Source organism: Pseudomonas sp. Irchel s3h9 (assembly GCF_900187475.1).
Classification (GTDB): Bacteria; Pseudomonadota; Gammaproteobacteria; order Pseudomonadales; family Pseudomonadaceae; genus Aquipseudomonas; species Aquipseudomonas neuropathica.
Genome location: NZ_FYDH01000003.1, coordinates 402693 through 414061 on the forward strand (window position 1 = coordinate 402693; position 11369 = coordinate 414061).

Genomic DNA, 11369 nt, shown 5'->3' on the forward strand with positions numbered 1-11369 from the left:
TGGTGCAAAGGCTGTAGGACAAGCGCATTTCCAGCGCAGAAAAACGCTGACTTCCCTGTAGGAGCTGCCGCAGGCTGCGATCTTTTGATCTGGCTTTTCAAACATCAAGATCAAAAGATCGTCCGAACGCGGCCCGAGCCTGCGGCAGCTCCTACAAGGGGATCAGCATTCGCAGCCGATTGCGGATTTGGCCGCAGGCGTCAGGCTCAGTTGAAAACCTTCATCCAGCCATCCAGTAACGCCGCCAATCATCTCCTTGACCGGGTAACCCAACGCCGCCAGTTTCACCGCTGCCTTGTTCGCGCCATTGCAGTGCGGGCCGGCGCAATAGACCACGAACAGCGTGGTTTTCGGGTAGCTGGCCAGTTCCGCGGCCGTCAGCAAACGGTTCGGAATATTGATCGCACCCGGCACGTGCCCGCGCTCAAAGGCCAGCGGCCCACGGACATCGACCAGGACAAAATCAATCTCGCCAGCCTCTTGGCTACTGAATACGTCGGAACAATCGGTTTCGAAGGTCAGACGATTACTGAAGTGCATCAGGGCGATCGCCGACGGCGCCGCAGGGATGTCGCGAACCAGACTGACCATGGGTGTTGCTCCTTTATCTGAACGGGTGTGAACAGACTTTATCGAGCCGCCGCTTGCGGCTACAGTGGCGCACAAGACACTCACCGGGAATTTTCCGCCAAATGCCGACATCACCAGGTTTGGTCGCAATTCTGGCCTACGACGGCCTCTGCACATTCGAGTTCGGCATCGCCGTGGAGGTCTTCGGCCTGACCCGGCCGGAGTTCGATTTCCCGTGGTACACCCACGCCATTGCGGCGGTCGATCAAGGCCCGATGCGCGCCTTGGGCGGCATTCAGGTGCTGGCCGATGGCGGCCTGGAATTGTTGGCCGAGGCGCGCACCATCATCATTCCCGGCTGGCGCGACCGCAACGCGGCGGTGCCTCCAGCATTGATCGACGCGTTGCGTCAGGCCCATGCCCGGGGCGCGCGCTTGCTGTCGATCTGCTCCGGTGTATTTGTGCTGGCGGCCACCGGTCTGCTCGACGGCCACGGCGCCACCACGCATTGGCGTTACACGGCGGAACTGGCGCAGCGCTTCCCGGCGATTGCCGTCGATGCTGATGTGCTTTACGTCGACTCCGGGCAGTTGATCACCTCGGCCGGCAGCGCCGCCGGAATCGATGCCTGCCTGCATCTGGTGGCGCGGGACTTCGGCACGCAAGTCGCCAACTCGGTGGCGCGGCGCCTGGTGATGTCGCCGCAACGCACCGGCGGTCAGGCGCAGTTCATTCCGACCCCGGTCAGCCCGACGCCGCGCAATGATCTGTCGCGGGTGATGCAGTGGGCGCGCGAGCGTTTGCATGAACCGCTGGAGGTGCGTGATCTGGCCAGTGAAGCGGCGATGAGTGAGCGCACGTTTCTGCGGCGGTTTACCGAGGCCAGCGGGCAGTCGCCGAAGGCGTGGTTGCAGCACGAACGGTTGGCGCGGGCGCGGGAGTTGTTGGAGAGTACGCCGCATAACACCGAGCAGATTGCCGAGCGTTGCGGTTATCGGTCGGTGGAGAGTTTTCGTGTGGCGTTTCGCGGCGTGGTAGGTGTGCCGCCGTCGGTGTATCGGGAGCGGTTTGGGCGGGGCGTGAGGGTTGAATCCTGAGGTGATTTTGAAGGCGCCTTCGCGAGCAGGCTCGCTCCCACAGTTTGGAATGCGTTCCCCCTGTGGGAGCGAGCCTGCTCGCGAAGGCGCGCAGTCAAACGCAGCATCATTTAGACATCAGCCACAAGGCTACAGCGCCTTGCGCCTTTGCCTACAACTACGCCAGAATCCGCCGGCTTGTGCGGCTTGGGGGCTGCCGGTAACTTGGTTCGCGTCACTGAATGTTCAGTGATCGGGTTTAGTCGCTCGGTTTCATCTCTAGCTTGCAAGCAGTTATTCAGTCTGGCATTTCCATGCCTGCACTCAATGGCGGCTATGCGTAGGGCGCTTTCGAGCGCGCCGGTTTAGCTAGGAGTCCGGTCGACTAACCTGCGTATAGCTGCCACCCAATGTTTAGTCGCAAACGGTGTCAGCCTCATTGAGGTTTCCTAGCATATGTTCAAAATCACGCCAAATCCGCCCGAAACAGACGCGGAAATCGATCCAAATCCAACGTCCCCCCTATTCCACACCGGGTTCCAGAAAACTCCACGAAGCCACCGAACGCGCCCTCGATCACTATCTGAAACCCACACCGCCTTCACCACCACGCAAACCCAGCACCATGTTCCTCGTCGACCCGAACACCGGCGCCGAAGACCTCATGGCCCATGCCTGCGAATCCATGGCCTCGGCCAGCATCATGCTCAGCGACTTCGCCGCCCTGCTCGACTCGCCCTACCGCAACACCGTGCTCGGCATCCAGCAAGTGGTCATGCTCGGCGAACTCGCGGTCAACCGCGCCCTCGACAAAATCGACCCCGCCCTGAGGCAATAAACATGTCCAACAAAACCGATGCACAAGTCGTCGCAGCACTGGTGGCCATGGGCTTCAACGAACGGGACGGACGCTGGGCACAAAACGCCTGCCTGGTGCTCTTCGAAAGCGAACGCGAATCCATCGTCGCCTCCGCCGTCACCGCCCTTCCCCAACTCGATGAACTGGAAATCGACGCCGTCCTGCCCGCACTGCGCCGCGTAACCCGCCGGTTCCCCTCACTGCAAAAAACCGTGGCCGACACACTGGCAGAAATGGCCCACGCAGCCTGATTGACCGCGTGATCGTTCTTCGCGAGCAGGCTCGCTCCCACACTAGATCTGCGGTGGCTCATGGAATTTGAGTACGCCGCCGATCCAATGTGGGACCGAGCCTGCTCGCGAAAGCGTTCTTTCTGCATCGGACGCGTGAGTCACGAAGCTCGAAAATCCGCGAGGATAAAGGGTGTGTGGTCACGCAAGTAAACGTCGACATCGTCCAGCGAGTGCAACGCTTCACTGGATGACTCCACGCGCTCTTCATCGTCATGACGAATGACCGTGACGAAAAAGGTTTCTTCCTGTCGGACCAACGTCGCACTGCGTTTGACCGGCCGCCCATCTTCCTGAGCAAAGGACATCGCACGTACCGTTTCATTTTGCAAAGCTTCAGACACGTCTGCTTTGAGGGCCTTGCGCTTGGCGAGCAGTTCTTTCGCGACTATCCAGCTGCCGACTGCAACGGCAGCGGAAACGAAATACATGTAGTTGTAATTCGATCCTCTGCGCGAGGCATGCCTCTCCACCAGCCAATCGGCAACTTGTGAAACCCACTGCCACACATCCATCGCATTTATTCCCAAGCGTAAAAAAGACCCGGTTTCAATCCTCCCGCGTCAGCACTTCCAACAACTCAATCTCAAACACCAGATTCGAATTCGGCGGAATCTTGCCCATCGTCCGCTCGCCATACCCCAAATGCGCCGGCACCAGCAATTTGCGCTTGCCCCCCACCTGCATCCCCATCAAGCCCTGATCCCAACCCTTGATCACCCGCCCGGTGCCAATCACGCACTGGAAAGGTTTGCCTCGGCTGTAGGAAGAATCGAACTCGCTGCCGTCTTCCAGCCATCCGGTGTATTGGGTGGTGATCAGCGCACCTTTGACGGCGGCTTTGCCTTCGCCGGCCTGAAGATCGATTACCTGCAGTTCATCATTCATAACATTCACTCTATTGTTCAGCCGGCCGCCGTTTTCCCAGAAATGCCGGGGATTGGCAACCTGCCAGCGCAGATCAACATGGTATCCGAACCGAGTAATGAAGCATTAACATAGCCAACCGCCACTACCCCACGGATCGACTCGCCATGCTGGCAGCGCCCTAATGACTCTGTTCTGGATCAGCCTTGCCGTGGGCGCGATCATGCTCGCCGTCATCGCCCTGCTGCTGTGGCGCGAACGCGGTTTGCGCAGGCAGCTCGCGCAGTACCGTGATCTGCTGAGACGGGCCGCCGATGGCCAACACATTCAGCAGGACGGCGACGTCGAGCGTTTCAAGCGTAGCCAGTACTTTGCGCGTATCGGCACTTGGGATTGGGAAGTCGACACGGATCGGCTGTACTGGTCAGATGCGATTTACGGCATGTTCGGGTTCAAGATCGGCGAAATCACCCCGTCCTATGCGTTGTTCTGTTCCTGCGTCCATCCGGACGACCGCACCAAGGTGCGCGAAGGCGAACTGCGCTGCCTGGAGACTGGCGAAAACCACGATGAGGAGTACCGCGTGGTCTGGCCCGACGGCACGATTCGCTGGCTGCGGGAAACCGGCAACGTTGTACGCAACGACCACGACGCGGTGGTGAAAATGATGGGCGTGGTGCGCGACATCACCGAAGAAAAAGCCTCGGCCAGCTACCTGCAACACCTCGCCCACTTCGATCCGCTGACCGGCCTGCCCAATCGCCTGGTGCTGGAGCAACGCTTGTCGGAAGCGCTGGATCACGCGCGGCAGTCCGAGACACGCGTCGCACTGGTGTTCGTCGACCTCAACGGTTTCAAAACCATCAACGACCGCTACGGCCATGCCGCCGGCGACCGCGTGCTGGTCACTATGGGCACGCGGCTGAAACGCATCCTGCGCGCTACCGATACCGTCGCGCGCATTGGCGGCGATGAGTTCGTGGTGATCCTGCAAGGCCTGTCGCCGAGCCTGAGTTTGCAGGACGAAGCGCGCAGCATCTGCCAGAAAATCTTCATCGAACTGTCGCCCCCGATCAGCATCGGCAACGACCAGCGCCACATCGGCACCAGCCTCGGGGTGGCGGTGTTTCCGGACCATGCGACGGCGATGGATCGCTTGCTGCACGTCGCAGATCTGGCGATGTATGAGGCCAAGCGCAGTGGCAATAATCAGTATCGGTTGGGGGGTGGGCAGGTGATGAATCACGTTCGGGTCGAGTAGCTCGATCAGTCCGCAGGCAGGCCAAACGGAACGCCATTGAAGGTATGCGTGCAGCAACGGCAATGAGGCTTCATCTCTTCGACACTCAGCTGCGGATTGACGATTTGCAGCTGCTTTTGCTCATCGACGAAGAGGCCGTTGAAGTAGGCCGACTCGCCCAGTCGCACAATGTCCTTGCGATCGTCTTCGTGGATGGCAACCATCCAGAAAACCGGTTCTGGCCGATCAAGGCGAGATACCGCTTCGCTGAAAATCTCATCCCAATGACCGCCGACGCGGGATAACAGAAAACGAAACAACGGCGTGTAGTCGTAGCCGTGGTGTTTGATGCCATGCATAGAGCCGCGCGTGGCCTCGCTGTGGCTTTGCGCTTTGGTGTTTCGTTGATCACGGTAGTGCCCGCCTGGGTTGTTGCGCCAGACGTTATGGGCGGTGGTGTTTTCTTTGCGATACAGCGGTTTCTTTTCCAACCTGTTGCTCCTGACTTCCCGACATCCAAAACGCCCCAAGGGTTTTACCCGAACGGCGCTCGATTGCAATCAACCGTCCATGGCTGATTATTGCCGGAGATTTAACGCGGGACCGGCTTCATCTCGACAATCGTCCCGTTGGTGATCATCACCATGACGTACTGGTCATTGATCTGTACCCATTGCGCCTGATCAACAGGTTTTTTCAGGCCCTTGGTTTTCCAGTCGATGGCTTTTTCACTGCGCTGATAAATATCCGGCGCCCGATCATTGACCTTCAATTCGCGGTCGCTGACCGGGGATTGCACGGCCTGTTCATTTGAGGTTTGCGCCGCTTGAACAAGTGGGCTGATCCCGGCAATGCCGGCAACGAGGGCCAGGCTGGCGATTAGGGTTTTGCTGTTCATCGGTGAACCTCCTGAATTGTGTAGTACCTCAACTCCGACTGCGTGGGGCGGGAATCATTCCTTTTTTGCCAGGGGTGGGTGCTAGAGGAAATCAAGAGCCCCTCACCCTAGCCCTCTCCCGGAGGGAGAGGGGACTGACCGAGGTGTTTGGCAGAAGTGTGCCGACGTGCGATACCGAGTCGAATGCAAGTTTCAAAACCAACCGAAATCGGCTCCCTCTCCCTCGGGAGAGGGCTGGGGTGGCGAAACCATAAACAGCCGTTACAGCAGCAATGGATTTGTACCCAAAAAACCCCATTGATCCACTTTGCACATCAATCCATGCCAACAATGCAATTAACATCCGGTTACACCTGCGCCACCATCCACCTCAATAAAAACCGTGCGCCGCCCTCCCGTCGCGCACGTCATAAAAGCGGTGGAGTACTTTTCTATGACAGCCTCAATCCCTCACAACGGCTCGCGGGCCGGTGCCATTTTCCGGGTGACCTCGGGCAACTTCCTCGAACAATTCGACTTCTTCCTCTTCGGCTTCTACGCCACGCAGATCGCGGCGGTGTTCTTTCCGGCGAGCAGTGAATTCGCCTCTCTGATGATGACCTTTGCGGTGTTCGGCGCAGGCTTCTTGATGCGTCCGCTCGGCGCCATTGTGCTCGGTGCGTACATCGATGATGTCGGTCGGCGCAAAGGGTTGATCGTCACGCTGTCGATCATGGCCAGCGGCACGATCCTGATTGTGCTGGTGCCCGGATACGAAAGCATCGGCCTGTTTGCGCCGGCACTGGTGTTGATCGGGCGCTTGCTGCAAGGCTTCTCGGCCGGGGCGGAATTGGGCGGTGTGTCGGTGTATCTCGCCGAGATCGCCACGCCGGGCCGCAAAGGTTTCTTCACCGCTTGGCAGTCGGCCAGTCAGCAAGTGGCGATCATCGTCGCCGCCGCGTTGGGCTACGCCTTGAACGCGTGGATGGCGCCGGATGTGGTGGCCGATTGGGGCTGGCGGATTCCGTTTTTCGTCGGCTGCATGATCGTCCCGTTCATCTTTTTCCTGCGCCGTAACTTGGCGGAAACCGAAGAGTTCGCCGCACGCAAACACCGCCCAAGCATGGGCGAAGTGTTCCGCACCCTCGGCCAGAACTGGGGCGTGGTACTCGGCGGCATGTTGATGGTCGCGCTGACCACTACCGCGTTTTACCTGATCACCGTGTACGCGCCGACCTTCGGTAAAACCGTGCTGCACCTGAGCACGTCCGACGCGCTGTTGGTGACGCTGCTGGTCGGTGTGTCGAACTTCTTCTGGTTGCCGATTGGCGGCCTGTTGTCCGACCGTATCGGCCGTCGTCCGGTGCTGATCGCCATGTCGCTGCTGGCCCTGGCCACGACTTATCCGGCGCTGTCGTACCTGGTGCAGGCGCCGAGCTTCAGCCACATGCTGCTGTCGCTCTTGTGGCTGTCGTTTATCTACGGCTTGTACAACGGCGCAATGATTCCGGCGCTCACCGAGATCATGCCGGTGGAAGTGCGGGTTGCCGGTTTCTCCCTCGCGTATAGCCTGGCCACGGCAATTTTCGGCGGTTTCACCCCGGCGATGTCGACCTTCCTGATTCAGTACACCGGCGACAAAGCCGCGCCGGGTTACTGGATGAGTATCGGTGCGCTATGTGCCTTGTGCGCCACTCTTTATCTGTACCGCCGTGCCGGTGGTCGTCTGCAACCTGTCGCGGCCTGAGGAAAACTCGCCATGAAAAAACTGTTTACTGTCACCGCCCTGCTCGCCGGTCTCGCGTTCAACCTCGCGGCCCAGGCCGAAGAATTGAGCGTGATGACCTCCGGCGGCTTCACCGCCGCCTACAAAATCCTCGGCCCGAAATTCGCCGCCGCCTCCGGCAACACACTGACCACCAGCCTCGGTCCGTCGATGGGCAAAGCACCCGAGGCGATCCCCAATCGCCTCGCGCGCGGTGAACACGCCGACGTGGTGATCATGGTCGGCTATGCCCTCGATGACTTGATCAAGCAAGGCAAGGTCGACCCAGCCTCGCGCGTTGAACTGGCGGATTCGCGGATCGGCCTGGTGGTGCGCGAAGGCGCACCGAAACCGGACATCAGCAGCGTCGACGGCCTTAAGAAAACCCTGCTCGACGCACAATCGGTGGCCTACTCAGACAGCGCCAGCGGCGTCTACATCGAGCAGCAGTTGTTCAAGAAACTGGGCATCGAAGATCAGCTGAAACCGAAGGCCAAGATGATTGCGAAAATCCCCGTGGGTTCAGTGGTTGCCACCGGCGACTATCAACTGGGCTTCCAGCAGGTCAGCGAATTGCTGCCGGTGCCGGGTGTGAGTTTCGTCGCGAAGATTCCGGAATCGGTGCAGTCGGTGACGCGTTTTGCCGCTGGGATTCCGGTCGGCGCACAGCATCCGCAAGAAGCCAAAGCGCTGCTCGCTTACCTCGCCGCGCCGGCCGCGCAAGCAGACGTGCAGGCCACCGGACTGGATTCGGTCAAGCGCTGACAATCGGCGGCTGGACCTTCATTTCCACCACCAGCCGCTCCAGTTCCAATGCCGCCGGGGTCAGCGTACGACCCCGGCGTTTGATGATGCCGACACTGCGCATCACTTGCGGATCGGTCAGCGGCACCCGCGTCAGGATCGGATGATCCGGCCCAGGCATCGCCATGAGCGGCACCGCCGCCACCCCCAACCCCGCCTCCACCAAACCGATCATCGTTGTCACATGCCGGGTTTCGCAGACGCTCGAACGCTGCGGCACCACCGTGCTCAACGCCTGGTCGAGCAGAAAGCGGTTGCCGGAGGTCTTGTCCAGCGAGATGTAATCCTGCTGATAAAACTCATCCCACGTCACGCTACTGCGCCCGGCCAACAAATGATCGCGGCGACAAGCGACGACGTAGCACTCCTGCACAAGCGGTTCGAACTCGACTTTGGCATCCTGCGTGCCGAGAAAACTCAAGCCGAAATCCGCCTCGCCATTGACCACCGCACTCAAGACATCGTGCGCACTGGAGTCGAGCACTTTGACTTTGATCCGTGGAAATTGCTGGTGATAGCGCGCGATCACGCGGGGCATGAAGTAGTACGCCGCCGAAGGCACACAAGCAACGGTGACATGGCCCAAACGGGTCGATGCGACTTCGCTGATGCCCAATAACGCAACGTCGAGATCATCGAGCAAACGCTCGACACTGGGCATGAATCCGCGCCCGGCCTGGGTCAGGCTGACCTTGCGTGTGGTGCGTTCGAAGAGTTTTACGCCGAGGGCGTCTTCAAGCTTTTCAATGCGCCGGCTCAAGGCCGGTTGCGAGAGGCGCACGGTGTCGGCGGCCTTGCGGAAGCTGCCCTGCTCGACCACGGCGCGAAAAGCTTGCAGGTCGTTGAGGTCGAAGTTGATGGCCATGGCGGGACTCGGGAGATTGATTCGCTTAGGCTATAAATGTAACCAATTGATGCAATTTATTACAGACCACATGAAGATCCCCTGTAGGAGCTGCCGCAGGCTGCGATCTTTTGATCTTGATTCTTCGAAGGCAAAAGCAAGATCAAAAGATCGCAGCCTCGTTGCACTCGACAGCTCCTACAGGGGATCTTCGGTGGATGAAAAGTCGCTGTAGCCCTTATCCTTGTCACCCCCGCCGTACCGTTGTCAGGAGTAACCCCCCATGCCCCATGAAGGCAATCTGTTGCAAGCCGCTGTCGTCTTTCTGTTCGCGGCCGTGCTCACCGTGCCTTTGGCCAAACGTCTGCAACTGGGCGCCGTGCTCGGTTATCTGTTTGCCGGGGTGATCATCGGTCCTTCAGTGCTGGGCCTGATCGGCAACCCGCAAAGCGTCGCGCATATTTCCGAACTGGGCGTGGTGTTGCTGTTGTTCATCATCGGCCTTGAGCTGTCGCCGCGACGTTTGTGGGTGATGCGCAAATCGGTGTTCGGCGTTGGTCTGGCGCAGGTGTTGCTGACGGCTTCGGTGATCGGCGTGCTGGCGCTGTCGGTGTTTGGCCAACCGCTGAACAGTGCGATCGTGCTCGGCCTCGGTCTGGCCCTTTCCTCGACGGCATTCGGTCTGCAAAGTCTGGCCGAGCGCAAGGAACTGACCAGCCCCCATGGGCGGTTGGCGTTTGCGATTCTGTTGTTTCAGGACATCGCCGCGATCCCGTTGATCGCACTGGTGCCGATGCTGGCGGGTGGTGCTCACGACACCAGTAACGCGGAAAGCCTGAACCATGCGTTGCAGGTGCTCGGCGGTATCGCCGTGGTCGTGGTTGGTGGGCGTTATCTGTTGCGTCCGGTATTTCGCGTGGTGGCGAAAACCGGTCTGCCGGAAGTGTCGACGGCCACGGCGTTGCTGGTGGTGATCGGCACGGCGTGGTTGATGGATCTGGTCGGTGTGTCGATGGCGCTGGGCGCGTTTCTTGCCGGGTTGCTGTTGGCGGATTCGGAATATCGCCATGAACTGGAAGCGCAGATCGAGCCGTTCAAAGGTTTGCTGCTCGGGCTGTTTTTCATCAGCGTCGGCATGGGCGCCAACCTCAGCCTGCTGCTGAGTGCGCCGATCACCGTGCTGGGGCTGACGCTGCTGTTGATCGGGCTGAAATTGCCGCTGCTGTTCGTCGTCGGGCGTCTGGCTGGTGGCTTGAACAAGGTCAGTGCGATTCGCCTCGGTATCGTCTTGGCGGCCGGTGGTGAATTCGCTTTTGTGGTGTTCAAGATCGGTCGCGACCAGGGCCTGTTCGAACCGCGTTTGTATGACTTGCTGGTGTTGACCATCACCCTGTCGATGGCGGTGACGCCGTTGTTGCTGCTGATCTGCGCGCGGCTGGTCAGCCCAAAAGTGCAGCCGGTGGAAGTGCCGGAAAAATACCGTGAGATCGACACTGACACGCCACGCGTGGTGATCGCCGGCATGGGCCGGATGGGCCAGATCGTCGCGCGGATTCTGCGTGCGCAGAACATCAAATTCGTCGCGCTGGACACCTCGGTGGAAACCATTGAACTGTCGCGCAGTTTTGGCGGTGTGCCGGTGTTCTACGGCGACCCGATGCGCCCGGAAATCCTCAATGCGGCCAAGGTCGGTGAGGCGGAATATTTCGTGATTGCCACGGATGATCCGGAGACCAATATCAAGACCGCCGAGGTGGTGCGCAAGCTGTATCCGCACATGAAGATCATCGCGCGGGCGCGTAACCGTCAGCACGTGCACCGTTTGGTCGATGTTGGCGCGGAGGCGATTCGTGAGACGTATTACTCAAGTCTGGAGATGAGTCGGCGCACGTTGGTCGGGCTCGGTCTCACCCAGGCTCAGGCCGATGCGCGGATCAAGCGCTTCAAGCACCACGACGAACAGGTGCTGGAGGCGCAGCACGCGATCTACGACGACGCGGCGAAAGTCCTGCAAACCGCCCAGGAAGCCCGGGCGGAACTGGCGCGGTTGTTCGAATCGGACCAGCTAGAAGAAGAATCCCGCAACACCTGAGCCACACCCGATTGTTCCCACGCTCCGCGTGGGAATACAGCCCGGGACGCTCTGCGTTCCAATTCGCAAGCTGGAACGCGGAGCG

At 59.8% G+C, this 11369-nt stretch carries 12 protein-coding genes and 1 pseudogene; 7 read left to right on the plus strand and 6 right to left on the minus strand.

Features of this window, described 5'->3' with window-relative positions; all coding sequences use genetic code 11:
- Window positions 1-162: 162 nt before the first annotated feature.
- Complete coding sequence (locus CKW26_RS06850; protein WP_095048006.1) at window positions 163-591, minus strand: rhodanese-like domain-containing protein; 429 nt, start codon at window positions 589-591, stop codon at window positions 163-165.
- Between the two features lie 101 nt (window positions 592-692).
- Here CKW26_RS06850 and ftrA point away from each other — a divergent pair, with 101 nt between their 5' ends.
- The 3 genes and pseudogenes from ftrA (at window position 693) to CKW26_RS06865 (ending at window position 2756) form a co-directional block, all read left to right on the plus strand.
- Window positions 693-1667: a transcriptional regulator FtrA gene (ftrA, locus tag CKW26_RS06855; RefSeq protein WP_095048007.1), complete on the plus strand. Its 975-nt coding sequence runs from the start codon at window positions 693-695 to the stop codon at window positions 1665-1667.
- 435 nt (window positions 1668-2102) lie between these two features.
- A pseudogene (locus tag CKW26_RS06860) lies at window positions 2103-2484 on the plus strand (DUF6124 family protein).
- 2 nt (window positions 2485-2486) lie between these two features.
- Complete coding sequence (locus tag CKW26_RS06865) at window positions 2487-2756, plus strand: hypothetical protein (RefSeq protein WP_095048008.1); 270 nt, start codon at window positions 2487-2489, stop codon at window positions 2754-2756.
- 140 nt (window positions 2757-2896) lie between these two features.
- On the opposite strand, the gene CKW26_RS06870 is transcribed toward CKW26_RS06865, so the two are convergent.
- Entirely contained in the window at window positions 2897-3310 is a 414-nt protein-coding gene (locus CKW26_RS06870) for a hypothetical protein (protein ID WP_095048009.1), read from the minus strand.
- Window positions 3311-3344: 34 nt separating this feature from the next.
- Entirely contained in the window at window positions 3345-3683 is a 339-nt protein-coding gene (locus CKW26_RS06875) for an FKBP-type peptidyl-prolyl cis-trans isomerase (protein ID WP_095048010.1), read from the minus strand.
- A 163-nt stretch (window positions 3684-3846) separates the two neighbouring features.
- Between CKW26_RS06875 and CKW26_RS06880 the strand changes: the two genes are divergently transcribed.
- On the plus strand, window positions 3847-4923 hold the full coding sequence (locus tag CKW26_RS06880) for a sensor domain-containing diguanylate cyclase (protein ID WP_095048011.1): 1077 nt from the start codon (window positions 3847-3849) through the stop codon (window positions 4921-4923).
- 5 nt (window positions 4924-4928) lie between these two features.
- Here CKW26_RS06880 and CKW26_RS06885 read toward each other — a convergent pair whose 3' ends face one another.
- Together CKW26_RS06885 and CKW26_RS06890 are read right to left on the minus strand one after the other, a co-directional pair.
- Window positions 4929-5393, minus strand: coding sequence for a hypothetical protein (locus tag CKW26_RS06885; RefSeq protein ID WP_095048012.1), 465 nt, complete (start codon window positions 5391-5393; stop codon window positions 4929-4931).
- 101 nt (window positions 5394-5494) lie between these two features.
- Complete coding sequence (locus CKW26_RS06890) at window positions 5495-5800, minus strand: RcnB family protein (protein ID WP_034156152.1); 306 nt, start codon at window positions 5798-5800, stop codon at window positions 5495-5497.
- A 433-nt stretch (window positions 5801-6233) separates the two neighbouring features.
- Here CKW26_RS06890 and CKW26_RS06895 point away from each other — a divergent pair, with 433 nt between their 5' ends.
- Window positions 6234-7526 (plus strand): MFS transporter, encoded by a 1293-nt coding sequence (locus CKW26_RS06895; RefSeq protein ID WP_095048013.1) that lies wholly within the window; start codon window positions 6234-6236, stop codon window positions 7524-7526.
- Window positions 7527-7538: 12 nt separating this feature from the next.
- Window positions 7539-8309 (plus strand): substrate-binding domain-containing protein, encoded by a 771-nt coding sequence (locus tag CKW26_RS06900; protein WP_095048014.1) that lies wholly within the window; start codon window positions 7539-7541, stop codon window positions 8307-8309.
- Here CKW26_RS06900 and CKW26_RS06905 read toward each other — a convergent pair.
- Window positions 8299-9213 carry a LysR family transcriptional regulator gene (locus tag CKW26_RS06905; protein WP_095048015.1) on the minus strand — a complete coding sequence of 305 codons (915 nt, stop codon included), beginning with the start codon at window positions 9211-9213 and terminating at the stop codon, window positions 8299-8301. The two genes, CKW26_RS06900 and CKW26_RS06905, sit on opposite strands and share 11 nt — an antisense overlap.
- 262 nt (window positions 9214-9475) lie before the next feature.
- On the opposite strand from CKW26_RS06905, the gene CKW26_RS06910 reads away from it, so the two are divergent.
- Window positions 9476-11284, plus strand: coding sequence for a monovalent cation:proton antiporter-2 (CPA2) family protein (locus CKW26_RS06910; RefSeq protein WP_095048016.1), 1809 nt, complete (start codon window positions 9476-9478; stop codon window positions 11282-11284).
- Window positions 11285-11369 lie beyond the last annotated feature (85 nt).

Excerpts from the sequence above, each read along its gene's own strand:
- CKW26_RS06910 (WP_095048016.1), top strand. The coding sequence starts at position 9,476 with ATGCCCCATGAAGGCAATCTGTTGCAAGCCGCTGTCGTCTTTCTGTTC.
- CKW26_RS06905 (WP_095048015.1), bottom strand. The coding sequence starts at position 9,213 with ATGGCCATCAACTTCGACCTCAACGACCTGCAAGCTTTTCGCGCCGTG.
- ftrA (WP_095048007.1), top strand. The coding sequence starts at position 693 with ATGCCGACATCACCAGGTTTGGTCGCAATTCTGGCCTACGACGGCCTC.
- CKW26_RS06895 (WP_095048013.1), top strand. The coding sequence starts at position 6,234 with ATGACAGCCTCAATCCCTCACAACGGCTCGCGGGCCGGTGCCATTTTC.
- CKW26_RS06880 (WP_095048011.1), top strand. The coding sequence starts at position 3,847 with ATGACTCTGTTCTGGATCAGCCTTGCCGTGGGCGCGATCATGCTCGCC.
- CKW26_RS06875 (WP_095048010.1), bottom strand. The coding sequence starts at position 3,683 with ATGAATGATGAACTGCAGGTAATCGATCTTCAGGCCGGCGAAGGCAAA.
- CKW26_RS06870 (WP_095048009.1), bottom strand. The coding sequence starts at position 3,310 with ATGGATGTGTGGCAGTGGGTTTCACAAGTTGCCGATTGGCTGGTGGAG.
- CKW26_RS06890 (WP_034156152.1), bottom strand. The coding sequence starts at position 5,800 with ATGAACAGCAAAACCCTAATCGCCAGCCTGGCCCTCGTTGCCGGCATT.
- CKW26_RS06865 (WP_095048008.1), top strand. The coding sequence starts at position 2,487 with ATGTCCAACAAAACCGATGCACAAGTCGTCGCAGCACTGGTGGCCATG.
- CKW26_RS06900 (WP_095048014.1), top strand. The coding sequence starts at position 7,539 with ATGAAAAAACTGTTTACTGTCACCGCCCTGCTCGCCGGTCTCGCGTTC.
- CKW26_RS06850 (WP_095048006.1), bottom strand. The coding sequence starts at position 591 with ATGGTCAGTCTGGTTCGCGACATCCCTGCGGCGCCGTCGGCGATCGCC.